We start from the raw sequence: 24,398 nt of genomic DNA, 5'->3' as shown, positions 1-24,398 counted from the left end.
GAGAGAGAACGGCGGTTACTTGTCGGTGAGCAGGTAGCGCAGGATGTCACCGTAGGCCGGGCGCGTGACGAGCACACCGATGAGCACGCCGAGGATGGTGATGATGGCGAACCCTTGCAGGTCGCCGAGCGAGAGCACCGCCAGCGGACTCATGGCGATGATGGTCGTCGCGGCGGCCGCTCCGATGACCCAGAACGCCTTGCGGAACCGCGACTGGAAGACCCGCGAGGAGTTCACGTCGCCCTCGCTCATCACTTCGTCGGCGATGATGATGAGGTCGTCCACCCCGGTCCCGATGACCGCGATGAATCCCGCGATGTGCGAGAGGTCGAGCGGTAACTGCACTGCGGCGGCGAACCCGAGCAGGATGGCGACCTCGGAGAGCGCGGTGACGATCATCGGCAGTGCGACTTCCCGCTTGCCGTAGCGGACGAAGACGGTGCCACTCATTGCGAACACGGCCGCAAGACCCGCGACGAGCGAGTAGGTCTTGAACTCGGTCGCGAGACTCGGCGCGAGGTAGGTCGTCGTTCCCGCCTGCGTGTCGAGAGCCGCCGGAAGCGCACCGGCGCGCAGGTTAATCTGGAGGCGGCGGGCCTCGGACATGTTCGTCGTCAGCATCCTGAACGTCGGTTGCTGTTTGAACTGACCGTTCGCTATCTGCGGGGCCAGGTCCGAACCCATCGACGCACCGTAGACGACGCGACCGTCGACGACGGTGTACAGACAGTAACCGCCCTCGCTCGCGTTCGTTTGCGGGTACTGACAAGCCTGTATCCCCTCGTCGCTCGTGAATCCCTTCTCGTTCATCACGCGGACGAATCTGTCAGCGGCCGAGTCGGTGAGCGTCACGGAGACGGACGTCTGACCGTTGGGGTCTTGCTGTGCTTGCCCGACGGTGGTAAACGACTGCTGGGTGAGTATCGTCGTGTTCTCGTACGACCCGTTGCCGGTCGGATAGTGGGCGAGGACGGTCACCTGGCCGCGTTCAGTGACCAGTTGTTGCATCTCGGACTGGTTCGCGTTCGGCATCTCGACCTGGATGAAGTGCTGGCCGGTCGCGGTCTCGACCTGCTGGACGCGCCCGCCGGCGAGTCCTGCCCTCGAAATCTTGTCGCTGAGCGTGCGAACGATTTCGGTGCGGGTCTGTGCGGTCACACCCTCCCGGACGGTGTCGTAGTCGATTCCGACCGTGTCGAGCGCCGATTGCAACTGGTTCGTCGTCACGTTCTCCGCGAACACCTCGATGGTCGTCCCCGACTGGCTCCGGCGAATCATCACGTCCTGTTGTGCGACCCCGGAGACGTTTCCGGCGACGGCCTTCTGGACGCTGGCGTCGCCCATGCCGCGCGGGACGGTCACCTTCTCTGCAGTGACGCCCTCGATGGGGGCGCGGATGCGCGTCCCGCCTGCGAGTTCGAGCCCGTATTTCAAGTTCGTCGGCCCGTCGCTCGTGGTGAGGGTGCCGTTGTCCGGACTTCCGCCCACGGTTCCCTGCGGGACGAACAGAGCGAACGTGCTCCCGATGAGGAGGAGAACGAGGAGGCCGACGCGCCACTGGTCTCGGACGTTCATCGTGCCACCCCCTCGAACTTGTACCAGCGGAGGAGACTCAGATTGAGCATGTACGTGTTCATCAGGTCGGTCGCCAGTCCCATCACGAGCACGATACCGATGGACGTGAGCAGGTCGACGCCGAAGATGAACGCCACGAGAGCCATCACCGACATCGCGGAGAGGGACGTGAGCGTCATCGTCACACCGGTCCGCATCGCACGATACGTGCTCTCGTAGAAACCACCCGACCGTCGCAGGACGTGGTTGTTGAGCAGGATGTCGGAGTCCACGCTGTAACCGATGAGCATCAGGAGGGCGGCCACCGTTCCCAGCGAGAGTTTGATACCGAAGACGTTCATCAGCGCGAGTGGAATCACGATGTCACTGAACGCCGAGATGACGACGGCGATGGAGGGGACGAAGGTCCGGAACATGAGGAAAACGAGGATGCTCATGCCCGCGAACGCGGCGACGAGGCCGTACAGTGCGAGTTGCTGGGAATCGTCACCGAAGCTCGGAGACGTACTCTGCACCGAGAGGACGTCGTAGCCCGCCTGTTGGGCCTGCGATTCGAGCGCATTCGTTTGCGTCTCCTGGAACGTCACGATGTAGACGTTCTCGGCAGACTGCGCGGGGGTGACCGAGACGGGGTCGAGCGTCGACTCGATCTGAGATTGTGGTGCGGTCGTCTGGATTCGCATCTCGGTTCCGCCCGTGAACTCGATACCGGGCGTCACTGGCGCGCCAGTGGTCAACCACCATCCCGCGAGGACGAGGAGGGCCAACACGAGGACCACGAGCGGCACCGCCGCGAGTTGCCGGTTCGAGTACCGGGTGTAATCGACCTCCGGTACTTCAAACTCTACCATGGTCGTTGGGTGCGTGATGCCCCTGAATAAGCCTTCTTAATTACTGTGGCCCAACGTGTCGTTCGAAACCGCGCGGGAATACATAAACGGCTCGCGTCCCTACCGGTAACTATGGCGACCGAAGAAGCCGTCACAGAGGGCCAAGCCGCGACCCGCGTCGTCGTCTCGTATCCCGAAGACCTGAGCGACTGGGGACGATTCCAGGTAGAGGGAAGCCCGTTCAGGGCGTACCTCCGAAAGACGAGGGGACGCGTCCGCGAGGGAGAACAGTGGGAAGAGTTCGTCGGCGTCGGCTGCTGTGGCAGTACGCTGGACGTCCCGCTCCGCATCGAGCGCGTCGAAGGCGGCGACCGGATGGGGCCGGACACCGAGATAGTCTACGAAGTGCGCGAGGCCTGTGGTATCAGAGGCGGATGGCAGGTCCAGAGCGCCGACGGCCCGAACGAAGTTTAAAACTGGTCGTCGAGAAACGCCTCGACTTGCTCCCGAGTCGGTGCGCTACGCGCTCCAACCGCCATCGACGCCAGCGCGCCACAGGCGTTGGCGAACTCCAGTGCGCGTTCGTAATCGGTCGTTTCGAGGATGGTGGCGATGAATCCGGCGGCGAAAGCGTCACCTGCCCCGGTCGAGTCCACCGATTCGACGCCGAATCCCGGATGCGTGTACGCGCCCGTCTTCGTGTCCACGCGTGCACCGTTACGTCCGTGTTTGATGACGACGACGCGGCCGTGTAGTTCCGAACACGGGTGTTCTAGATCCTCGTCTAGGAGCGTCGCGGCCTCGCGGTCGTTCAGGAAGACGATGTCGGAGTAGGCGAGCGCCTGCGAGAAGTTTCGCTCCGCGAGGCGGCGACCGGGGTCGAAACTGACCGTCGTCCCCGCTTCGGTCGCGACCTCCGCGAGTTTCGCCGCCGTGTCGGGGCGCTGGCTGGTGAGGTGGAGGTGGTCTGCCCGCGTTACGTACTCGCCGTCCACGTCGTCCGGCGTGACGGCCTCGTTCGCCCCTTCGTTCCCGAGCACCATCACCTCGCCTCGTTCGTCCACGATGAGGTACTTCGTCGTCGTCTCGACGCTCTCGACTTCGATGACGTGGCTACAGTCGACCCCCTCGGTGTCCAGTTCTCGCTGGACGAGTAACCCCTGTTCGTCCGCGCCGACGCTTCCGACGAGACCCGTCTGCACGTCCATTCGAGCGAGGGCGACGGAGACGTTCGCGGCGCTTCCGCCGCCGGACCGTCGCTGAGACGTGATACGCGCCTCACCGTCGGGGTCCGGCAAGGAGTCCACGCGGAGGGTCACGTCCCAGTTGACGTGTCCGGCGGTTACGACTCGGACCATAGCAGTCTCCCAGAGCGGTTCGCGGGCGGCATACCGCTGCAGTAAGTTACCGGCGATAAAAAGTCCTGAGGAATCAGCCCGTGATGGCGAACAACAGGAGGTTGTGTGCGCCCGGCCCCAATCCGACGGCGGCGACCACACCGAGCAGGAAGTAGCCCTCCGCCGGTTCGGTGGCGACGTAATCGGCGAACAACAGGACGACGAACTCCGCGATGGCGAGTTTCACGAGCACGAACAACCAGCCGACGCCGATGACGTCGGCCGTCGGAAGCACCTCGGCGAATTCGAGGATGGCCCGCGAGATAGGTGTTCGTTCGCCGAAGTTTAGAACGTCGATGCCGACGGCAGTCGAGACCGAATCGAGCGCGTGACCGAACAGAGTGAGTGCCCCGACTGCACCGGTGATGACCGCTGCGTCCGGGGAGAAATACTGCGTCGCAATCCAGAGGACGCCGGTCAGCAAAACCGCCACGACGAGTGCCACGAACGGCCAGAAAAGCCGGAGACTGTCGTTTTGGATGCCGTATCCGAACGCCACGAGAACCACGAGTGCGACGCCGACGGAACCCACGCCGGCGAGGACTCGTGGACTCGGTGCCCGAAGTCGGTAGAGTGCGAGCAACCAGACGACGCCAGCGACGACGAACGTCGTGAGATACACCGAGGGCGTTCCGAACAAGGGAGCCACGCTCTCGGGAATCGTTCGAACCTGGTAGAGTGCGTGCAGTCCGGCACCGACGACCATCCACGGTGCCAGCGCGACCACGGTGCGTTCCGAGATGGCCGGTTCAGCACGCCAAAGCAACCACCCGACGAGACCGACCGCCAGTAAAAGTGGAAGAAGATAGGCCAAAGACGGGAGTGTGAACCCTTCCGGCAGTACCATACCACGACACGCGAACGGAAGTGTCGAAAGGTTTGCGGTCTACCCGCTGTCGGCGTGCGACCCGGTGTCGCGCCTACTCCCGACTGTGTACCATCCAGACCAGCGGTTCGGGTTCGCCGTCCGGGTGGTCGACCGCCTGGTCCGCCACGTCGAACCCACAGGTCTCGTAGAAGGGAACCAGCCCTTCGCGGGCCAACAACGACGGGGAGACCTCCTGCAAGCGAGGGTGCTCGCGGACGGCGGTCAGGAGCTCCTGTCCGATTCCCTGACCACGATGGTCAGCCGCGACGATGACGTCGTAGACCATCGCGTAGTAGACGTAGTCGGTGAGAATCCGGGCGGCGGCGATAGGTTCGCCTACACCGTCTTCGTGTCCGTCACGGAGGAGGACGACCTCGTCCGTGTTTCGAAGGGCGCGGCGAACGTCGGACTCGTCGCGGTCTGCCCACCACTCGTACTCCCGGTACAGCTCGAGCAACTCCTCGGCAGTCGCCCCGTACTCGACGGCAGTCATGTGTCAACGTTCGAATAGGATAGCCAAGAAGGTTCGGACGGAGGGTGCGTCGCGTGAGGTCAGGGCGGTAACCTGAAGCGACCAATTCGACGGGAGAATCCGAGTCAGTTCCCCGGGCCGGCCGTCCTCACGCCACCTTCTCGTCCCACGGTTCGCCGCCCTGCTGGTCGCCGAACAGTTCACGCATCAGGGTAACGATGCTCTCGGGCGGGAACTGCCCTCGTTCGGTGACGATGGCGTCGACGTACCGTGGCGGGGTCACGTCGAACGCCGGATTCTCGACGGTCACGTCGCCCACTTCCGAGCGTTCTTCGTCCGGCAGTATCTCGCGTTCGTCGCGCATCTCTATCTCGACGGTGTGGCCCGTCATCGTCCCGGGATGGAGTTTCAGGGTCTGTGCCGCGACCATGATGGGGACGCCGCGTTCGCGGGCGTTGACCGCCAGGCCGGAGGTTCCGATTTTGTTAATGACGCTCCCGTCAGCGGCGATGGAGTCCGCACCGACGAGCACGTGGTCCGCGTCGTTGAGGTATCGGCGGGCCGCGTTGTCCACGACGAGCGTGACGGGAACGCCCCACTCGCGCAGTTGTCTGGCAGTGATGTGTCCCTGCTTTCGAGGGCGGGTCTCCTTGACGATGGCATTGATATCCTTGCCGTCGTCCAGCGCGTGACGAACGCAGGAGAGTGCATCCGTCGAGTGACAGTGGGTCATGATGGTGTCGCCGTCGCGGAGACGGTTCGCGCCGATCTGTCCGAGGTTGGCTTGCGCCTGGCCGAGTTCACGACGGAACTCCTCAACGCTCGCCAAGACGCTCTCGCGGAGTTCGTCGACGCTGTTGCCCGCCATCCCTCGGAGAACGTACCGGAGTGCGTTCGGGAGGCTCACCGCAGTCGGGCGGGTTTCGTGAAGTTTTCGGGCGGCAGCGCGAATCTCGGCCCGGAAGGCCTCCGGCGATTCGGCGTCGCTCGCCGTCGCTTGTTCCCCGAGGGCCGCCGCTGCGGCGTCCGCGATGGTCGCCGCGCCGCGAATCTCCATCTCTGCGATGTCCGCCGAGACGTCGGTGATCGCGGGGTGGAGGTCTGGTCGTTCCATACACCACGATAGACGGGAAGCGGTAAAAATAGTCGTGGGGTGAGGGGGTCGGGACGCACGGCGACACTCGAAAGACGGGGCGGACGAAGATATACCGACGAGATACGATAGAAATATGTCAACCAGAGTGAATTATATCGTCGATGACCGTCGAACGAAACACCAGCGTCCGATACCCCGGCGGGAAAAAGAGCCTCTGGGGTGCTGGCGCGTACCTCGTGGGATACGTGCTCACGCTTCCGTTCGCTGCGACGCGGCTCACGAATGCGACGGCGGCGACGGAGATTCCACTGCTCGTGAGTAAATCGACGACGCTCGCGGAACTGCTGGAGGGGGCGGCAGTGCCGACCTGGAAAGGGGCTGGCCGGCTGTTCCACAACGCCCACCTCGTTCCGGTGACCGTTCCATGCGAGATAGCACGACTACCACCGGTGTCGCGCAACGTCGTGGGGGCTGCCGATGGGGCACTGTCCATCCTCTTTCTCGTTCCACCGGTGCTGTTGGTACTCGCGGGGAGACTCGCGGTCGGGGAAGGCTAACCACGGACGACCGGCCAGTGGATGCTCTCGGAGAGCACCATCGCGCTGGGTTACTTCCCGCTCATGGTCGTCGGGTCGATGCTTTTCTCCGTGCGTCTGTCGGGAGTCGCACTCGCGCCCGACGTGCTGCTGAGCAGTTTCGTCGGCGGACTCGTCTACCCGGTCGCGTTCGGCGCACTCGGCGCACTCCACGCCCGGCGAGGAACCGAGGCTTCCGAACCGGTGCGGACGTTCGGCGAGGAGTGACAGCGAAGAGCGGTCGAAAACCGGCGGAACTTCTACGTTCGTCGCGGTTGCACGACTCCTATGGACTTCGACGCCCCAGTGGCGTACTCGGAGTTGGTGATGCGCGGCGCCGAACTCGTCGCCGCCTTCCTCCTGGTCGGACTGTTCATCGTCGGTCTCGTCGATTTCGGCGTCCTCGCGGTCGACCTCGTTCGGTCTGGCCAAATCACTGACCCCCGAACGCTCATCCAACTCCTCGACGTCTTTCTGCTTTTGCTCATCGTCGCCGAAATCTTTCGAACGGTCATCGCATACGTAGAATCGGAAGGTGAGGTGCAAGTCGTCAGGGCGGTCGTGTACGCCGCAATCATCGCACTCGTTCGGAAAGCCATCACGTTCCGAACCGACGACTTCCCGACGTACGTCGACGCCTTCCTCGCGGCCTCGGCCTACGCGGTCTTGCTCGTCGGTCTGGCGCTCGTCTTGCTGGTCTCGTCGCGTCGATAGCGGGGATTTTTACCCGGTGACGACATCTGCCCCCTATGAACGACGCAGAACTCGCCGGAAAAATCGACCACACGGTGCTCGGGCCGGAGACGACGCCATCCGACGTACGACATGTGCTGGACGAAGCCGCCGAGTACGGGATGAACGCCTGCATCCCACCGTGCTACGTTTCGGAGGCAAGCAAGCACGCACCCGACGTGACGCTCGCCACGGTGGTCGGCTTCCCGCACGGCCAGCACGCGACCGACGCCAAACACGAAGAAGCGGTCGGTGCCTGGGACGACGGTGCGGACGAACTGGACATGGTCATCAACGTCGGGCGGCTGAAGGCGGGCGAACACAACGCGGTCCGAGCGGACATCGAAGAGGTCGTCGCCGCCGTTCCGATTCCCGTGAAAGTCATCGTTGAGACCGCACTGCTGACCGACGACGAGAAACACGATGCGTGCCGACTGGCGAAGGAAGCGGACGCCGCGTTCGTCAAGACTTCCACCGGGTTCGCCGACGGCGGTGCCGAAATCGAAGACGTCGAACTGATGGCCGAGTATCTCCCGGTCAAGGCCAGCGGTGGCATCGGAGACTACGAGACGGCGAAAGCGATGCTCGACGCTGGTGCGGAGCGAATAGGGGCGAGTAGCGGCGTGGAAATCGTGGACGATTTCAACGGATAGCCGCCTTCAGGTGGTCGTCTCCACCGTTAGTCGTCGTCACCCGGTTGCGGACTCGGCGTTCCCTCACGGGCACTGCTCATCCAGCCGTCGATGTGGCCAGCCACGTAGTCTCTGCCACCCCATCCGAAGGCGACACCGACGCCGATAGCGATGGCGGCGGCGAGGCCCCACGCGAGCGCCCTCGCGAAGACGAACAGTATACCCACCTCGATGCCCATCGTGTCGAGACCGATGACGAGGGCGGTGAAGTAGAGGAAAAAGCGCGTCCCGGTGGCGAACCACGACGTGTACGCCGTCTGGGTCGCGGCACGAGTCCGTTCGATGGCGTCGCCGATGAAGTCGGCGACGACGAAGCCGAGGACGATGACGAGCAGTCCGGCGACGAACGCCGGGAGGTACGAGACGGCGGTGGCAACCCACTCGGAGAGAGTCGGAATCGCCAGCACGTTCGCCGCTGCGAGGATGGCGAGTGCGTAGACGAACCACCCTCCGAGTTTGCCGAAGGCGTTCGATACCGCACTCTCAGTCCCGCCGAGCATTCGTCCGAGTGGTGTGTCGAGCACCATTCTGTCGAGTTCGACCCGGTCGGCGACTCGACGGACGACCGCCGCGACACCCCGTCCGATAACCCACCCGATGAGCAGGATGACGACCGCGCCGACCAGTCGGGGCAAGAGCGCGACGAGCCCCGCGATGGGGTCTTGAAGCCACTGTGGAAGTCCTCCGCCTAGCTGTAGTACTGTTTGCGTGTATGTCATAGTCGTTCTCCTCCGGGCGTGAGCCACCCGGGGTTCTTGGGAAAAAGGGACTACAGCTAGTTTGTTGTTGACCCCCTGAATCGGGCCGGCGACGCGGTAACGAAGGATGAACGACGTGACAATAAGAATATAGTTTCTGCGTCGGCAACAGAGAAAAACCGACTGAATTTGCGGCGAAAAGTTCGTGTACAAACTCCACAGCGGGTGATTTCCCGAAATCGACACGAACGATTAACTCCCCAAATCAGCTACCGTTTCACAGGGGCTTCGAGCGCGTACAGCATCGACGACTCCTCTAGCGGTTCGCAGAGCGAACAGCGTCTCAGCCACTACCGTGAGACTCTCTCGACCGCACGCCAATGCCGTCCTCCGCACCGAAAGCGGGTCCGTCACCGAGTACAACCGTCGCCCTTTTTGCCGCGTAGCCGAAACTCCCGCACGAATGGCCCGGTATCACATCGAGACGTACGGGTGTACCTCGAACCGCGGCGAGAGCCGTCAGATAGAGTCCGCGCTCCGCGACGCGGGCCACTACCCTGTCGAGACACTCAAGCAGGCGGACGTCGCCATCATGAACACCTGCACCGTCGTCGAGAAGACGGAGCGCAACATGGTTCACCGGGCCAAAGAACTCGAAACGGAGACGGCAGACCTCATCATCACGGGGTGTATGGCACTCGCGCAGGGCGATGAGTTCCAGAGCGAGGGCATCGACGCTCAGATTCTCCACTGGGACGACGTTCCGACGGCAGTGACGAACGGTGAGTGTCCGACGCCGGGGCCGGGCGTCGAACCCGTCCTGGACGGAGTGGTCGGTATCCTCCCCATCGCTCGCGGTTGTATGTCCGATTGCTCGTACTGCATCACAAAGCACGCGACGGGGAAAATCGACTCCCCCTCGGTGGAAGAGAACGTCGAGAAGGCTCGCGCGTTAGTCCACGCGGGCGCGAAAGAGCTCCGAATCACGGGACAGGACACGGGCGTCTACGGGTGGGACACGGGCGAACGAAAACTCCACGTCCTGTTGGATCGCATCTGCAACGAAATCGACGGCGAGTTCCGCGTTCGCGTCGGGATGGCGAATCCGAAGGGCGTCCACGGCATCCGTGACGAACTGGCACGGGTGTTCGCCGAAAACGACGAACTCTACAACTTCATCCACGCGCCGGTACAATCGGGGTCGAACGACGTGCTCGGCGACATGCGCAGACAGCATCAGGTGGACGAGTACGTGGACATCGTCGAGACGTTCAACGAGCATCTCGACTACTGGACGCTCTCGACCGACTTCATCGTCGGCTTTCCCACCGAAACCGACGAGGACCACGAACGGAGCATGGCGCTCCTGCGCGAGACCCGCCCCGAGAAGATAAACGTCACCCGGTTCTCGAAGCGCCCGAACACGGACGCCGCGAAGATGAAGGGATTGAACGGCACGGTGAAAAAAGAACGCTCGAAGGCGATGTCCGAGTTGAAGATGGACGTCGTCGGTGCCGCTTACGAGGCGATGGTCGGAACCGAAAAGCGGGTGATGGTCGTCGAAGAGGGAACCGGCGATTCGGTCAAGTGCCGCGACGAGGCGTACCGACAGGTCATCGTGCAGAACGCCTCCGACCACGGCATCGAACCCGGCGACTTCCTCGACGTCGAAGTGACGAGCCATCAGACGGTATACGCATTCGGCGAACCGGTCTGACGGAGAAAGCTATCTCCCCCGTCGAGACGACAGATGACCGCGAAAGCTCGACGAACCGCTACCCAGTCACCAGATTCCTTGCTCTCTGTCGAGGAGCGTTACGACGACGACGTGCGGGAGCGTCAGTCCTGCGATAAAGACGAGATAGAGACCGACCGCTTCCGGCACCGTCTCCGGCGGGACGGGTACCACCACTGCGACTCCTGCCAGTAGCACCAGTGCGCCGACGGTCAACGGTGTTGCGTCGTAGACGAATCGCCGTAGTGGTGACCGCACGTTGCCGTCGGCGAGGTCCCGAACGCTCGCCTCGTCCAGACAGACGATGCGAGCGATGTGCCGAAGCGAGTGCCAAACGCAGAAGTAGACGCCGATCGCGAGAATCGGCGGCACGGCCGCGAAGTAGACCGCGAGCAGCGTGGTTTCGATGGCGTCGAGTCGCCACAGTCGTCGATTTCGTCGCCAATCGAGAACAAGCGTTGCGAACACGAACAGAAGAAATCCGACGCCGAGAACGAGTCGCGTTCCCGGTCGAAACAGCCAGTCGACGTGGGCGACGCCCCCCGTTCGGAAGTTTCCGACGAGGAGCGTTGCGACGTGCCGATAGATTCGAGGAAACGCGAGCAGTGGGACGAGCATCGGGAGGCCGCCACGAACCACGACCAGAAGGACACGATGGACGGGGGACAATCGGACGTCCGGTGTCATCGCGGACAGAACGTAGAGGTCGCCTTGTCCCCAGTGGAACCACGTGAGGAGAACGAACGCGACGAACGACCAGACGGGGACGGCGAACCACGCTGCGACGAACGCGCCGCCGAGGACGAGATAGAGTGTCCCGACGCCAGCGAGTGACCGCGGCGTCGCTGGGCGATGGTTGGCGCGAGGAATCGCCAGGTGGTCGATAGCACCGTGTGGTAGACCGAACAACAGGACGCTCGCGAGCAACGGTACGTATCGCCACCGAGCAGGTACCGAAACACCGACGGTCGTGACGAGTGTGAGCGACCCGAGAACCAGCCACGAGGGTCGCACGACGCGTGCGAGTGCGGCCCGAACTGCGGGGGAAATCTCCATCGACGTTATCGCCATCGGTCAGTCACCCTCAAAAACAGGACGAACCCCTGTACCAGGAGGAGGTTCGTCAGGAGGAAGAACGCCCCCTCCTCGATCGGGAGTCCGCCGACTGCCACGCCCGTCGTGAGCGACGGTGAAATGTGCCAGATGCCGAGTTCGATCGCGATTCGGTCCGAGATGCAGAGATAGAGCGTCGGAGCGAGAACACCGAGGGTCCAGCGTCGTTTCGTCGCCCAGAGGTAGCCACCACCGTAGGCCCACTGCACTGCGAGCACCGGCGCGGCCCACAGCAAAATTGCACCGAGATAGTATCCGCGGGGATACTGGAGCGAGAGTGCCCCCGCGAGTGCGACGAGAATCCACGCCCCTGCGCCCGGAACGTGGGCACGAACGTCGTACTCGTCGTCTTCTGGGTTTGCGAAGCGCGAAACCCAGAGCCCCGTCAGCAGGGATTGGAGCAGGATGAAAAGATACTCCTCGACGGGGGCGTTCCAAATTCGGAACCGGACTGTCTGTTCGCCATACCACCAGACGTCCTGTCCGACGAGATAGTTGTCCCACGGGACGGTGTAGCCGAGCGCGACGAGTGCGAGAATCGTGATTCCGACACCAGCGATTCGTCCACGACCTGCGAGTGGTCTCGGCGTCGTGATGGCCACGACGACGAGGAGCGGGACGACGAACACCGACAGGAACTGGAAGTACGTAAGTGGGACACTCATCGATGATTGCTGCCGAAACGCGGTTCGAACAGGGGGATCAGGCGGGTGCCCGTTCGGGTAGTTCGGTCGGTTCGCGAGCCGCGGCGAGGACGCTTCGGCTCCGGAGGAGGATGAATCCGAAGCCGACCTTCGCACCCAGGTCGAGAACCATGAACGCTGCAGTCTCCCAGTATAGCGGGAGGAGCGAGAGTGTGCTCTCGGTGCCGACGACCCACACGATGGGGTACAACACCCACAGGCCGATGGTCAGGTTCCGAAGCCGCCAGAACAGACTGCTGACGGACTCGTCCTGAGTCGCCGCCTGTGACGTGAGCGTTCCGACGAGGAAGTAAAGAAGCACCAACAACGCCCCGGAACTAACCCCCCACCAGAGGAGACGGAACGAAGCCACGGTCGTCAGTGCCGCTATGAGTCCGGTGGCAATCATGAACACGTCGATTCCGATGAGCGTCCCGGTCGTGTTTCGGTCGGCACGCGCGAGGAGCGCGAGGTCGAGTAGCAACAGTGGCGTGGTGATGAGCCAATCGGCGTATCGCGCCCAGTAGATGTCGAGGGTTCGGCCATCGACCGTCACCTCAGTGAGACCGAATCCCGTCGCCATCGCCAGATACGACGCGAAGGCCGTCGTGGTAATGAATCCGGTGACGATGAAGAACGCCTGCTGTTCTTTCTCCCTGACACCCCACCCCCGTGCGATGAAGTAGATCGTCCCGAGTGCCATTCCGATAGTTCCAATCCAGAGCCAGATGGCTTCTTGACCTGGTTGCGACATAACATCTGTGAGTTACGATGCGACACACTTATAGCATTCTTATCATATCTGGCTAACAATTTCTTGATTTAGCCCCACTAGTATCGGCCTTTTTGCTCAATTCGACGACACTCGACTCTCGGCTCGTGGAACTCCAGCGTCAGTTCCCGTCGCCGTCTCTGAATGGTGTTTCGGCCAGTCTGTCGGCTTCGGCGTCGGGTTTCCACTCGCCGAGTTCCTTCGGGTCGACGTGGACGAACACGTCGTCTACCTCTGGGATGTCACGAATCGACTCGATGACCTCGGTTTCGATGTCGTGTGCTTCGATGAGCGTTCTATCACCTTCGACCTCGATGTGCATGCTCACGTCGATTTCCGGGCCGACGTAGTGGGCGATGACGTCGTGAACGCCCTCGACCTCCGGGTGAGCGAGCGCACGCTGGACGATGTTCGCTCGGAGGTCTTCCGGGGGGGCTCGACCGACGAGGTAGTCCACGTTGTCCTCGACGATTTCCCAGCCAGTGTAGAGGATGCCGAGCGAGACGACGCCCGCCGCGATAGGGTCGAGTACTGGAGCGCCGAACCGAGCGCCGAGTACGCCGACGAGGGCCGCGCTCGCAGTGAGGATGTCGTTGCGGTTGTCCAGCGCCGTCGCAACTACTGCCGGGGAGTGGTACTCCGCGCCGACGCGGAGACAGTAGCGGTAGAGACCGTACTTGACGATGGCAGTGCCGACGAGTACGCCGACCGCCAACGGACTCGTCGTCACCGAGATGTCGCCGGAGAGAATCGAAGTCGTCGCGCGCCAGAGCACCAGCGCGCCCGCCGCGAACACGCCGAGAGCGACGAACAGCGAGACGAACGGTTCGATTCGTTCGTGACCGTGCGGATGTTCGAAGTCCGGCGGTCGCGTCGTCAGGTAGAGTCCGGTGAGGACGACGATACTGTACACCGCGTCCGAGAGACTGTTGACGGCCTCGGAGCCGACCGCGAGACTTCCCGTCTGGAGCCAGACGAACCCCTTGGCGAACACCAACACGACGTTCGCCAGAAGGACGATGATGCCTGCTGCGCGGACGGCGCGAGACCGGTTCATCACGCTCGAATTGGGAGGCCTGCGGTATGGAGATGTCGGTTAGTCTGTTCGACGGAGACCGCACCCACCGGGAACACCTACTCGGACGCCGACTCGAACGAGACTGCGCCACTCGCGCCCGCGGCGTCAGCGTCAGAGGCGCCCTCGTCGGAAACCGTCGCACCTTCTTGATCGGCGAACGCTGCGTGAACTCGGTCGTAGGTGTCTTCGAGTCCTTCGACGATGACTTTCGTATCGGCGATGACGGGCATGAAGTTCGTATCGCCCGTCCAACGCGGGACGACGTGGGTGTGTAGGTGGTCGATTGAGCCACCGCTCCCCTCGCCGACATTCAAACCGGCGTTGAACCCATTCGGCGAGAGGGCGGTTTCGAGCGCGTCGAAGGTTCGCTGTTTGAGTCGGGCGTGACCCAACAACACCTCCTCGCCCAGTTCGCGGTAGTCGGCCGTGTGCTGGTCGGGGATGACCATGACGTGACCCGGATTGTAGGGGTAGTTGTTCAACATCACCACGGCGTGGTCGTTACGTGCGACGACGAGATGTTCGCGGTCGGCACCGCGATGGGGGAGTTCGCAGAAGACACAGTCTCCGTCTCCGTCCCCTTTCTCCCGTTCAACCCACTCGATTCGCCACGGCGCGAAGACCTCTTGCATGGACGGGTATGTGCGTGGACAGGGCTTTATGTTTTCAGTCTACTCGCCAGAAGGGCGCGTAGTCGTCGTAAACAAACGTGAACGACTGCACGGAATCACACGCCCGCACAGCGCACGCGAGCAGGACCGTCTTCCGGTGAACGACCGTAGGGAAGAGGTTGGGAGGACGAGGTGCGGTTGCGGTACTGTCTGGGTGGACTGAAATGTGTCGGGGAGAAATCACCCACAGATACACGCCGACGAGCAGTCGTTCACGGACACGGAAATCCCGTGTCGAATCCAGTATCGGCGGTTAGAGCGTGTTTAACGACTCCATAACCGTGAACGACTCGAATCTCAGTCGTGATAGCGACGGGCCTCGTCGTCCCTTTCCGACGGTTCACACGACACGTTTCGACGTTCGCACAACAGTATCTTTTCAAATGCTGGCTTCGGACAGGGGGGTAACGAATGTACCTCATCATCGTCGGCGCGGGCGACATCGGTTCGCAACTCATCAGCATTGCGACCCAGAACGACAACGACGTGGTGGTCATCGAGAAAGACGCGGAGCGCGCCGAGCGCGCTTCGATGCAGTTCGACTGTCTCGTCCTGAACGACGACGCGACGATTATCGACACGCTCGAAGAGGCGGGTGCAGACCGGGCCGACGCGCTCATCAGCACGACCGACCAGGACGCGACGAACATCATGGTCTGTCTCCTCGGACAGGAACTCGAGGTACCGTCGCTGGTGTCGGTCGTCCACAACCCAGAGCACATGAACATCTTCCGGCAGATCGGCGTGAACGTCATCGAGAACCCCCAGCGCCTCATCGCGGAGTACCTGTATCGCGCCGTGAAACGTCCCTCGATCAAGGACTACATGAAGATCGGCGACGAGGCGGAAGTGTTCGAGATCACGGTCGATTCCTACGCTCCAGTCGCCGGTCACACGCTTGCCGAGGCGGCGGACGAAGGCCTATTCGACGACGGCATCCTCGTGGTCGCGCTCGAGCGCGACCACGAGGTCGTCACCCCGCGTGGGAACACGACGATAAAGGGTGGTGACCTCGTCACGGTCTTCTCCGAACGGGGTGCGACGCCAGAGATGACCGACATCTTCGGTCACTACGAGGACCACGACTGACATGGTTCGGCGCACGACGGTCGCCGGAGTTCCGGTAGACCTCGCTATCATCCTGCGAGACATCGGCGCGCTCGTGCTGATGCAGGCCGCGTTGATGGGGTTCACCGTCCTCCTCGCGCTCGCCTTCCGCGAGTTCTACGTAGCGCTCGCCTTTCTCGTGGCGGGGGTCATCACCGCAACGGTCGGCGAGGTGGCCCGCAGAGCGTTCGAAGACGCGCCGAATCCAGTGATGAAACACGGGATGGTCATCGCCGCCGGTGGGTGGTTCGCCACCGCCATCGTCGGGTCGATTCCGTTCTTGCTCGCGGCGCATCTGACGCCCGTCTCGGTGATGAACTCGTACGTGCCCGCCGGAGCGAGCTACGAACCGATTCGCGTCGGGGGCGTGACGACGATGTCGAGTCTGGCGTACTTCCAGCATCCGCTGCACGCGCTGTTCGAGAGCATGTCCGGGTGGACCGGGAGCGGGTTGACGATGGCCGTCCACGAACCGTCGCTCCCGCGAGCGATTCAGTGGTGGCGGTCGCTCATCCAGTGGGTCGGCGGCGTGGGCGTCATCGTCCTCACGACGGCCATCCTCGCACGTCCCGGAAGCGGGAGCTACGCCCTCTACCGGGCGGAGACGCGCGAGGAGCGAATCCACCCGAGCATCATCCACACGGTACAGACGGTGTGGCGCATCTTCCTCCTCTACACCGCGCTCGCGGTTCTCGCGTTGTTCGTGGCTATTCGCTGGAGCGAACCGCGGTTGAGCCTCTTCGAGACGTTCTGGCAGGCGTTGAACCACGCCATGACCGCCCTCTCGACCGGTGGGTTCAGCGTCACCGACAACTCCATCCAGTCGTACGACTCGCCGCTCATCGAGGGCGTGCTCCTCCCCATCATGACGCTCGGAGCTATCGCGTTCCCGATTCACTACGCGTTGCTCCACGACCGAGACGTAGACGCGTTGCGCTCGGACCTCCAGACCCACTGGCTGTTCGTCCTCCTGGTTGGCGGTGCCATCGTACTGTCCCTGCAGAACATCTTCGCGCTCCCCGTGGCGAGCGGCGCGTTCACCGACACCGGCTGGGTCGGCCTCCAGACCCTCGGACTGTCACCGTTGTCTGGCGATGCAGCCCGTGATTCGACGTTCCAGTTCGTGAGCGCACTCACCTGCACCGGGTTCCAGTCGTCAGACATGGGTGCGTGGAGTCCGGGCGGCAAACTCATCGTCAGCGGAGCGATGGTGCTCGGCGGGGCGGCGGGGAGCACCGTCGGCGGTATCAAAATCATCCGCGGATACATGATCAGTAAGGGTATCCAGTGGGAGTTCTCGCGGGTGTTCCTCCCCTCGTCGGCGGTCGTCAACACCCGAATCGGGAATCGCGTCCTCGACCGCACTCAGATGTTCGAGGAGTTCGGCGAGGCGGCCATCGTGAGCATGCTCTGGATTATCCTGCTCATCACGGGGAGCGTCGTCCTCGTGAACGTCGCCCCCGACTTCGGCTACGCGGACGCGCTGTTCGAAGTCGCCAGCGCACAGGGGAACGTCGGTCTCTCGACCGGAATCACCGGACCGTCGATGTCGCCGCTCGCAGAGGGAATGCTCGTCCTGAACATGTGGATCGGCCGGCTCGAAATTATTCCCGTCCTCGTATTTTTCCGCTCGATGCTGTTCGGCCTCAATCCCTGACCACCTATATAATGTATTCGGCTGTTGTAGAGCGTTGCGCCCTCATTAACGGTTCTCAATCCACGATAAACGAAATGGGACACTCTCGTGGCCCGAAAGGAGTAAATCGCAAGACTGCGGTCGAATAAACGGTTCGAACGCCCTCCAACAGAGAGGGGTTTTTATGCTCTTGTCAGGGGAAGAAAGGACTGAACAGGAAGTCACCATGGCAACAAAAAATCAGGGGTTCCAGGCAATCGTCGAACTGTGCGAAAACTGCGGACGTGAAACCTCACACGAGGTTTCGGTCGAAATACGGACGGAAAGCAAGAAAAAGGAGAACGCCGAGTTCTCACGCGAACCATACCGCGTCACGAAGTGCGAGACGTGTGGCGAGTCGAAGAGCCAGCGGATGAACAACGCTTGAACGGGCACGTACCTAGTCGATATTCCACGAACGAGTTTTCAGCGAGAAATCGCAGCCCGTCGACGGCAAGCTACCAACTGGATGTGATTGACAACGCAGTGTACTATTGTGTGAACACTTCGCATCCATCGTCGGTGACGATGACCGAGTGCTCTTTCTGACTGACGAGACGGCCCTCCTCTTCTTTGAGCACCGGGTACCCGTGGACAACGTTTTGCATCTTCAACCGCCGAAGCGCCATCTCGGGTCGAGAGACGTCGAGCCACCGAGTGGCGAACGGGAGCGTGCGGAACTCGTCCGTAATCTGGTCGAGGGCCTGACGAGCGCTGCGGTCACGAACTGACGCCTCGTGTTCGAGTGCGAAGATTTCTTCCTCAGCGCCCTCGCCGACCTTTCCACTGCCGTCCGTGGCGAACGGTTCGATGGCCACCACGTCACCGACCTGCAACTCGGCGCTCTGTGGCACGGCACGGTTCGGAATGTTCGGTTCGGTGTGCTGTTCGTAGTGGGCGAGACCGTGGCCCGAGAGATTGACGACGGGATTGTAGCCGTAGCCCTCGATGACGGACTCGATTTCGGCTCCGATTTCGCCCGTCTCGACGCCGGGACCGACGACTTCGAGGGCGGCGTCGAGCGCCTCCGCGCTTGCTTCGACGAGGTCGTCGTGACCCGAGAGGTCGACCGTGATAGCGGTGTCCGCGAGCCAACCGTCGACGTGGACGCCGATGTCGAGGTTGACCATATCCTCGCCGAACGTACTGTCGTCGTCGATGCCGGGTGTCGCGTGGGCCGCTTCCTCGTCGATACTGATGTTCACAGGGAACGCCGGTTTACCGCCGAGTTCGCGGATTCGGTCCTCCGCGAATTCGGCGATTTCGAGGTGGCTCACACCGACTTCGACTCGGTCTGCGGTCTCTTTCCGCACCTGTGCGAGAATCTCACCGGCCTCCCGGTGTTTTTCGTACTTCTCCGTCGAGAGGTCGATATCCACTTCGCTCATGGCACATACTTTGCCCGAATACCGGAAAGAGTTTGCGTTACACGAAGCCGCTAAGTCGAGATTGACGACCGTCCACCGACGGTAATCGTCGTGAAACACAGGAAACACGTCATCGAAGTCTCGAACAGTCGACTCGGTTTATCACCCTCAGTAGGGACATAGCCTCTGTCTATGCGGAGAGAAATCGGTGCCGTGCTCGCAACGACACTCCTGGTGTTCGCCAGCCTCACGCTGGGAATGCCGGGGAGTGCGGGGACAACGACAGACGAAGGGGTACTGTTAGAGAACGTCACGGTCGAGGAACTCGAACTGGCGAACGTCACGGTCGAGAATGCGACTATCGAATCGATGAGTGTGGATACGGTCGAAATACGGGACCGCGACCGAACGTTCCGGAACGCGAGACTCCAGAATGTCGAACTGGAGCGACTCGCGGTCGAAGGCGTCAACGCCACGAACGTAGAGAGCAGAGAGCTGGATAGACTCGACGAGGAGAACGTCCCGTCGAGCGCCACTATCGAAACCGTCACCATCCGGGAGATGGCGGTCGATACACTCGTCGTCGAGAATCTCTCAGTCGAGGGAGAGGGTGAGACGGCGACCACGACAGAGACGACGATGGAAGAGACGACCACGGCAACCGGTGCAAGCAGCCAGGGGTCGTTAGGAAGTATCGTCGTCGAGTTCGTCAACGTTGATACGATGACCATCGGGTCGCTCACCGTCGAGAGCATCTCTGTCGGTGCCGTAGAGACGACGACAGCAGCGGAAGAGACCACGCCGACAGAGACGACGATGGAAGAGACGACGGTCGCCGCCGAAGGAACGACCACCGAGGAGACAACTGCTGCCGAAACGACTGCAACAGACGGTGAGACGACCACGGCCAACGAGACGACTGCGGTCGAGGAAACTGCCGAAACGACCGCAGCAGACGGTGAGACGACTACGGCCAACGAGACGACAGCCGCCTCCCTGGGACTTCAAGAGATGCTCGTCATCGACGGAATCGCAGCAGAGAACGTGACAATCGATACGGCGACGGTCGGCGCTGCCAGCGCGGAGAACGCAATCGCCGCGGAATCGGCGACCACCACCACCGAGGAGACGACAACGGAAGAGACCACGACTGCGGCCGAGGGCACCGAGACCACCACGACCACCGAGACGACCACCACGACCGAGGCGTAGCATCCTCGACCCGAGCGACCGTCTCTGCAATCGACCCGGAATCGCTACCGACTCACAGCGATCTGCATGGCGTCGCTGTTGAACGCGCTTCCCGCGTTACCGTCGCGGTCGAGGACGATGACGCCCGCACTCGACCCGGTGAGTTCGGCGAACTCCTCGATGGCGCGGTCGGCGGCCGCCTGTGCATCGAATCCGGATTCGAGGTGGCGCACCGCTCGTCGGGTGAGCGTTGCTTTGGCGATGTCTTCGCCTGCACCCGTCGAACTGGCCGCACCCGCAGGGGCGGCGTAGAAGCCGCTGCCGATTTGTGGCACGTCGCCGACTCGGCCGGCGAGTGCGAGCCATCGTCCGCCGGTCGACGTGGCCGCCGCGAACTCCGCTCCGTCGAACGCGACCGCACCCACCGTGTCCGCCCCACCGAACTTCTCGCGGAGCCAGGTGAGATGCTCGCCCGGCGTTCCCTCGGGCGCATTGAGGTCGTTCCAGCGCTCGTGGTTCTTTTCGGTCCAGAGGTCGACGTCGGTCTCGACGCCATAGTCGGCCGCGAGCGAGACGGCGTGCTCACCGCTGACGAGGACGTGTGGCGTCTCCTCCATCACCACGCGCGCCGCGCTGACGGCGTGTTCGACGCCGGCCATCGAGCAGACCGCACCTGCTTTGCGGTCGCTCGTCATGATTCCCGCGTCGGTTCGAATCTCGCCGTCGCTCTGGACCGCGCCACCGACACCAGCGTTGAATCGGGGCGACGATTCGAGGACGTGAACCGCCGTCTCGACGGCCTCGACGACCGTCTCCGCCGTTGTGCCAGTTTCTGCGGCTTCGTCGAGTACCGCCTGCCGAGGGGTCGGTTCGTCCGGTTCGCTGCCAGCACCGCCGTGTACGATGAGTATCATGCAGAATGCTTTCGGATGTGACGGCTTAAGTTCCCGTCAAACGGCAGTCTGGACGGAGAACGATGCTCGGGTCCCGTCGGGAGTTCGACTGCCATCGTCACACGGTCTTCGAGCACGGGTGAAACAGTCCCCACCGAGCACGACTCGAACGCAAGACCCCGGTGGTTCCGCCGACGAGACCGACGAGTCGAACGACCGTTACGCGCACTGCCACCGGGTCCGCTCTATTATTTAAGGGTGTACTAGGACCATACGGGGGACAAACGGCAGGTCTTATATTCACGTCGAAACGAAGTTCGAACGTTCATGAGCTACGATTTCGACAAGGTAGACGTACCTGAAGACGGTGAGAAAATCACGTACGACGAGGAGACGGGGGAGCTTCGCGTCCCGGACAATCCCATCATCCCCATCATTCACGGGGACGGCATCGGGACGGACGTCGGCCCAGCAGCCCAGAAAGTGCTGGACGCCGCGGCCAAAGCGACGGGGCGTGAAATCAACTGGATGCGCGTTTTCGCGGGTGCGAGTGCACGCGAGAAGTACGACGAGAACCTGCCGGACGACACCGTAGAAGCCATCAAGGAGTTCAACATCGCTATCAAGGGCCCGCTCACGACGCCGGTCGGTGCCGGATTCCGCAGTCTGAACGTCGCGCTCCGCCAGAAACTCGACCTGTACGCGAACGTTCGCCCGACGTACTACATCGATGGCGTCCCGTCCCCGGTCAAGAACCCGGAGGCGATGGATATGGTCACTTTCCGTGAGAACACGGAAGACGTGTACGCCGGCATCGAGTGGGAAGCCGGAACCGACGAAGTTCAGAAGGTCAAGGAGTTCGTCGAAGACGAGATGGGTGCCACGGGCGTCATTCACGACGGTCCGGTCGGCATCGGTGTCAAACCCATTACGGAGTTCGGAACCAAGCGTCTCGTCCGCGAAGCTATCGAGTACGCCCTCGAGAACGACCGCGATTCGGTCACGCTCGTTCACAAGGGCAACATCATGAAGTTCACCGAAGGTGCGTTCCGAGACTGGGGCTACGAACTCGCCGAAGAGGAGTTCGGCGACGTCATCATCACCGAAGACGAACTGTGGGACGAGTACGACGGCGAACAGCCCGACGACAAACTCGTCATCAAAGACCGTATCGCCGACAACATGCTCCAGCAGATTCTCACTCGGACGGGCGACTACGACGTCGTCGCCACGATGAATCTGAACGGCGACTACATGTCCGACTCCGCCGGCGCACAGATCGGTGGTCTCGGCATCGCACCGGGTGCGAACTTCGGTGCCCACCGCTGTCTCGCCGAACCGGTTCACGGGTCGGCACCGAAGCACGCGGGCAAAGACAAGGTCAACCCGACCGCGATGATTCTCTCGGGTCGCCTCATGCTCGAGTACATGGGCTGGAAAGACGCCGGTCAGCTCGTCCGTGACGCCGTCGAAGAGACGATTTCGTCCGGTGCGGTCACGTACGACCTCGAACGCCAGATCGAGGGCGGCAAGAAACTGGCGACTAGCGAGTTCGCCGACGCCATCGTGGAGAACATCGAGAAACTCGCGTAAGACGACCCTTCTCGGCGACCGACAGGAGAGCCCGCTTCTCCGGTCCCGTCCTCAGTTCGACCTCGACTCTTCGAGTCCGTCCGAAAAGGTTCGGTGGACCGCCGGATCCCCCGAACGGACGGTGTTCACGACCCATCCGATACGTTCTCGAAAACCGCTCAGCCGAAACGAACGTTGCGAACGCGGGTTGCGCTCGGTGGCCGAATCGCGGTTCGCGATTACTCCTCCCACGGCACGTCGAGTCGCGGGGGACTGAACACGTCGATACCACGGACTGGCGTGTCGGTTCGGTTCTCGGCGGCGTGTGGTTCGTTCCCCGGAATCGCGTAGGAATCCTGCTCTTCGATGACCCGCTCTTCGCCATCGACGACGAACGTCAACGCGCCGCTGTAGACGAATCCCGTCTGTTCGTGGTCGTGGCTGTGTTCCGGTACGGTCGCACCGGGTTCGATGTGGAAATGCTGGACGCTCATCCGTTCTCCGGCGGCGAGTTGCGTCAAGAAAACGCCATCTGTCGCTTCCGCTACGTCACGGTCCGAGAGTGCAATCGACTCCATGCCATCTTCTTGCATGCAGAGACCGTAAACGTCGGGGTGGAAGTTTAAATACGAAGACGAGACCAACGTCGATGCGATGGGACTCGAATGGCTCTGTGTAGCGGTCGTCGCGTTCTCCTTCGCAGACCCGAAACTGGTCGGAGGGCAGTGGAATCCACTCGACCTGAAACCCGCTATCGACGTCACCCAGCGTCCGAACACCATCCTCACATCGGGGGTGCGAGCGACCGCCCGACCGAAACCGCCGCCCGAGCGCAGGGTTGAACATGGATGCCAACGGAGATCTCTGTATGTACAGCGTCGTCGGGTGTAACGCGTGTAGTAACCTGTGGATAGTCGACGGACGCCCGGAGACGACGCAGTGTTCGCGCTGTGGGAAACGACGCACGTTCCGGAAGTTGAAGAAGTTCGTCGAGACGGACGACGAAGACCACGCGCGAGAGGTCCGTGCCTCGATGCTCGCCAACCGACAGGGACACGGCGACGCCTTCGCCGAACTCGACTCGTTCGCCGAGATGGATTCACGGGTCGAAGACGCCGGAATAGACGAAGAAGAGTTCCTCGACCGTTCCGGCATCGACACCGAAGAAGTGGCCGCCGCCAGCGACCGCTCCCGGCGAACCGAGAGCAAGAGCAGAAAGCAGGTCGTGCTAGATGCACTCTCTACGCTCGACAGGCCCGACGAGAGCGACGTCGTCGCGTACGCACGCGAGCGAGGCGTCTCCCGGGAATACGTGGACCGAACACTGGAGAAACTCGTTCGACGCGGCGAGGTCAGCGAAAATCGCGGACGCTATCGGCGCCTCTAAAAATCGGGGGGAGGGGTCGATTCCCGCGTCAGGGAACGACACCGTTCAGTCCCTTCCATACGGCGACGACCAGCGTGACGACGGTGAGCAACAGCTTGAGGAACTTGAGGACGTGGTACGCCTGGGAATCGGTTATCGGTGCGTCCCCGTCGGAGGTGGATGCAGCCATCAGAGGTCACCATCGGACGGCACAGTACGAGGAATCCAACCCTCGAACGT

Annotated in this window: 27 protein-coding genes and 1 pseudogene; 12 read left to right on the top strand and 16 right to left on the bottom strand. The window is 62.3% G+C overall.

Annotated elements, in window-relative coordinates; all coding sequences use genetic code 11:
- Positions 1–15: 15 nt before the first annotated feature.
- Both ACR3FF_RS10920 and secF read right to left on the bottom strand, forming a co-directional pair.
- Complete coding sequence (locus ACR3FF_RS10920) at positions 16–1,575, bottom strand: preprotein translocase subunit SecD (RefSeq protein ID WP_458188041.1); 1,560 nt, start codon at positions 1,573–1,575, stop codon at positions 16–18.
- Positions 1,572–2,426 (bottom strand): protein translocase subunit SecF, encoded by an 855-nt coding sequence (gene secF, locus ACR3FF_RS10915; protein WP_458188040.1) that lies wholly within the window; start codon positions 2,424–2,426, stop codon positions 1,572–1,574. Before secF ends, ACR3FF_RS10920 begins: the two co-directional genes overlap by 4 nt.
- A gap of 111 nt (positions 2,427–2,537) precedes the next feature.
- Here secF and ACR3FF_RS10910 point away from each other — a divergent pair, with 111 nt between their 5' ends.
- Entirely contained in the window at positions 2,538–2,879 is a 342-nt protein-coding gene (locus ACR3FF_RS10910) for a DUF7968 family protein (protein ID WP_458188039.1), read from the top strand.
- On the opposite strand, the gene ACR3FF_RS10905 is transcribed toward ACR3FF_RS10910, so the two are convergent.
- From ACR3FF_RS10905 to ACR3FF_RS10890, 4 genes are all read right to left on the bottom strand, one after another.
- The gene (locus tag ACR3FF_RS10905) at positions 2,876–3,763 is read right to left on the bottom strand and encodes an ATP-dependent ribose-1-phosphate kinase (RefSeq protein WP_458188038.1); all 888 of its coding nucleotides are present in this window, start codon (positions 3,761–3,763) and stop codon (positions 2,876–2,878) included. The genes ACR3FF_RS10910 and ACR3FF_RS10905 overlap by 4 nt on opposite strands.
- Before the next feature lie 73 nt (positions 3,764–3,836).
- Complete coding sequence (locus tag ACR3FF_RS10900; protein WP_458188037.1) at positions 3,837–4,649, bottom strand: DUF63 family protein; 813 nt, start codon at positions 4,647–4,649, stop codon at positions 3,837–3,839.
- Positions 4,650–4,722: 73 nt separating this feature from the next.
- Complete coding sequence (locus ACR3FF_RS10895) at positions 4,723–5,163, bottom strand: GNAT family N-acetyltransferase (protein ID WP_458188036.1); 441 nt, start codon at positions 5,161–5,163, stop codon at positions 4,723–4,725.
- A 127-nt stretch (positions 5,164–5,290) separates the two neighbouring features.
- Positions 5,291–6,256, bottom strand: coding sequence for a ribose 1,5-bisphosphate isomerase (locus ACR3FF_RS10890; protein WP_458188035.1), 966 nt, complete (start codon positions 6,254–6,256; stop codon positions 5,291–5,293).
- Positions 6,257–6,399: 143 nt separating this feature from the next.
- Between ACR3FF_RS10890 and ACR3FF_RS27415 the strand changes: the two are divergent.
- The 3 genes and pseudogenes from ACR3FF_RS27415 (at position 6,400) to deoC (ending at position 8,198) form a co-directional block, all read left to right on the top strand.
- Positions 6,400–7,041 (top strand): annotated as a pseudogene (locus ACR3FF_RS27415) (DUF7978 family protein).
- A 60-nt stretch (positions 7,042–7,101) separates the two neighbouring features.
- Positions 7,102–7,527: a phosphate-starvation-inducible PsiE family protein gene (locus ACR3FF_RS10875; protein WP_458188032.1), complete on the top strand. Its 426-nt coding sequence runs from the start codon at positions 7,102–7,104 to the stop codon at positions 7,525–7,527.
- 35 nt (positions 7,528–7,562) lie between these two features.
- Complete coding sequence (gene deoC / locus ACR3FF_RS10870) at positions 7,563–8,198, top strand: deoxyribose-phosphate aldolase (RefSeq protein WP_458188031.1); 636 nt, start codon at positions 7,563–7,565, stop codon at positions 8,196–8,198.
- A 26-nt stretch (positions 8,199–8,224) separates the two neighbouring features.
- Here deoC and ACR3FF_RS10865 read toward each other — a convergent pair whose 3' ends face one another.
- Entirely contained in the window at positions 8,225–8,956 is a 732-nt protein-coding gene (locus ACR3FF_RS10865) for a mechanosensitive ion channel family protein (RefSeq protein WP_458188030.1), read from the bottom strand.
- Between the two features lie 442 nt (positions 8,957–9,398).
- Here ACR3FF_RS10865 and ACR3FF_RS10860 point away from each other — a divergent pair, with 442 nt between their 5' ends.
- On the top strand, positions 9,399–10,652 hold the full coding sequence (locus ACR3FF_RS10860; RefSeq protein WP_458188029.1) for a tRNA (N(6)-L-threonylcarbamoyladenosine(37)-C(2))-methylthiotransferase: 1,254 nt from the start codon (positions 9,399–9,401) through the stop codon (positions 10,650–10,652).
- A 66-nt stretch (positions 10,653–10,718) separates the two neighbouring features.
- Here the strand turns inward: ACR3FF_RS10860 and ACR3FF_RS10855 are convergent, their stop codons facing one another.
- From ACR3FF_RS10855 to ACR3FF_RS10835, 5 genes are all read right to left on the bottom strand, one after another.
- Complete coding sequence (locus ACR3FF_RS10855) at positions 10,719–11,741, bottom strand: Brp/Blh family beta-carotene 15,15'-dioxygenase (protein ID WP_458188028.1); 1,023 nt, start codon at positions 11,739–11,741, stop codon at positions 10,719–10,721.
- Positions 11,732–12,448 carry a lycopene cyclase domain-containing protein gene (locus ACR3FF_RS10850; RefSeq protein ID WP_458188027.1) on the bottom strand — a complete coding sequence of 239 codons (717 nt, stop codon included), beginning with the start codon at positions 12,446–12,448 and terminating at the stop codon, positions 11,732–11,734. The genes ACR3FF_RS10855 and ACR3FF_RS10850 overlap by 10 nt, the downstream gene beginning before the upstream one ends.
- Before the next feature lie 37 nt (positions 12,449–12,485).
- The gene (locus ACR3FF_RS10845) at positions 12,486–13,220 is read right to left on the bottom strand and encodes a bacteriorhodopsin (RefSeq protein ID WP_458188026.1); all 735 of its coding nucleotides are present in this window, start codon (positions 13,218–13,220) and stop codon (positions 12,486–12,488) included.
- 139 nt (positions 13,221–13,359) lie between these two features.
- Positions 13,360–14,295: a cation diffusion facilitator family transporter gene (locus tag ACR3FF_RS10840; protein WP_458188025.1), complete on the bottom strand. Its 936-nt coding sequence runs from the start codon at positions 14,293–14,295 to the stop codon at positions 13,360–13,362.
- A 77-nt stretch (positions 14,296–14,372) separates the two neighbouring features.
- Positions 14,373–14,948, bottom strand: a complete 576-nt coding sequence (locus ACR3FF_RS10835) for an HIT family protein (RefSeq protein WP_458188024.1) — start codon at positions 14,946–14,948, stop codon at positions 14,373–14,375.
- A gap of 450 nt (positions 14,949–15,398) precedes the next feature.
- Between ACR3FF_RS10835 and ACR3FF_RS10830 the strand changes: the two genes are divergently transcribed.
- The 3 genes from ACR3FF_RS10830 (at position 15,399) to ACR3FF_RS10820 (ending at position 18,157) form a co-directional block, all read left to right on the top strand.
- Positions 15,399–16,076 (top strand): potassium channel family protein, encoded by a 678-nt coding sequence (locus ACR3FF_RS10830; RefSeq protein WP_458188023.1) that lies wholly within the window; start codon positions 15,399–15,401, stop codon positions 16,074–16,076.
- Between the two features lies 1 nt (position 16,077).
- Positions 16,078–17,751: a TrkH family potassium uptake protein gene (locus ACR3FF_RS10825; protein ID WP_458188022.1), complete on the top strand. Its 1,674-nt coding sequence runs from the start codon at positions 16,078–16,080 to the stop codon at positions 17,749–17,751.
- 205 nt (positions 17,752–17,956) lie between these two features.
- Positions 17,957–18,157: a DUF7835 family putative zinc beta-ribbon protein gene (locus ACR3FF_RS10820; RefSeq protein WP_458188021.1), complete on the top strand. Its 201-nt coding sequence runs from the start codon at positions 17,957–17,959 to the stop codon at positions 18,155–18,157.
- 103 nt (positions 18,158–18,260) lie between these two features.
- Here ACR3FF_RS10820 and map read toward each other — a convergent pair whose 3' ends face one another.
- Positions 18,261–19,157 (bottom strand): type II methionyl aminopeptidase, encoded by an 897-nt coding sequence (map, locus tag ACR3FF_RS10815; protein ID WP_458188020.1) that lies wholly within the window; start codon positions 19,155–19,157, stop codon positions 18,261–18,263.
- Positions 19,158–19,328: 171 nt separating this feature from the next.
- On the opposite strand from map, the gene ACR3FF_RS10810 reads away from it, so the two are divergent.
- Positions 19,329–20,348, top strand: coding sequence for a hypothetical protein (locus ACR3FF_RS10810; RefSeq protein WP_458188019.1), 1,020 nt, complete (start codon positions 19,329–19,331; stop codon positions 20,346–20,348).
- A 44-nt stretch (positions 20,349–20,392) separates the two neighbouring features.
- On the opposite strand, the gene ACR3FF_RS10805 is transcribed toward ACR3FF_RS10810, so the two are convergent.
- Positions 20,393–21,241 (bottom strand): isoaspartyl peptidase/L-asparaginase, encoded by an 849-nt coding sequence (locus ACR3FF_RS10805; protein WP_458188018.1) that lies wholly within the window; start codon positions 21,239–21,241, stop codon positions 20,393–20,395.
- A 306-nt stretch (positions 21,242–21,547) separates the two neighbouring features.
- Between ACR3FF_RS10805 and icd the strand changes: the two genes are divergently transcribed.
- Positions 21,548–22,813, top strand: coding sequence for an isocitrate dehydrogenase (NADP(+)) (gene icd / locus ACR3FF_RS10800; protein WP_458188017.1), 1,266 nt, complete (start codon positions 21,548–21,550; stop codon positions 22,811–22,813).
- Positions 22,814–23,031: 218 nt separating this feature from the next.
- On the opposite strand, the gene ACR3FF_RS10795 is transcribed toward icd, so the two are convergent.
- A complete protein-coding gene (locus ACR3FF_RS10795; protein WP_458188051.1) occupies positions 23,032–23,370 on the bottom strand; it encodes a cupin domain-containing protein in 339 nt (112 codons plus the stop codon).
- Between the two features lie 76 nt (positions 23,371–23,446).
- On the opposite strand from ACR3FF_RS10795, the gene ACR3FF_RS10790 reads away from it, so the two are divergent.
- The gene (locus tag ACR3FF_RS10790; RefSeq protein WP_458188016.1) at positions 23,447–23,683 is read left to right on the top strand and encodes a hypothetical protein; all 237 of its coding nucleotides are present in this window, start codon (positions 23,447–23,449) and stop codon (positions 23,681–23,683) included.
- A complete protein-coding gene (locus ACR3FF_RS10785) occupies positions 23,661–24,179 on the top strand; it encodes a DUF5817 domain-containing protein (RefSeq protein WP_458188015.1) in 519 nt (172 codons plus the stop codon). The genes ACR3FF_RS10790 and ACR3FF_RS10785 overlap by 23 nt, the downstream gene beginning before the upstream one ends.
- A 28-nt stretch (positions 24,180–24,207) precedes the next feature.
- Here ACR3FF_RS10785 and ACR3FF_RS10780 read toward each other — a convergent pair whose 3' ends face one another.
- Positions 24,208–24,348, bottom strand: a complete 141-nt coding sequence (locus tag ACR3FF_RS10780) for a hypothetical protein (RefSeq protein ID WP_458188014.1) — start codon at positions 24,346–24,348, stop codon at positions 24,208–24,210.
- Positions 24,349–24,398: the final 50 nt, after the last annotated feature.

The sequence above is a fragment of the Haladaptatus ordinarius genome (genome assembly GCF_054177595.1).
The sequence above is the reverse complement of the archived record's forward strand: the minus strand, read 5'-3'. Positions and strand labels throughout refer to the sequence as shown.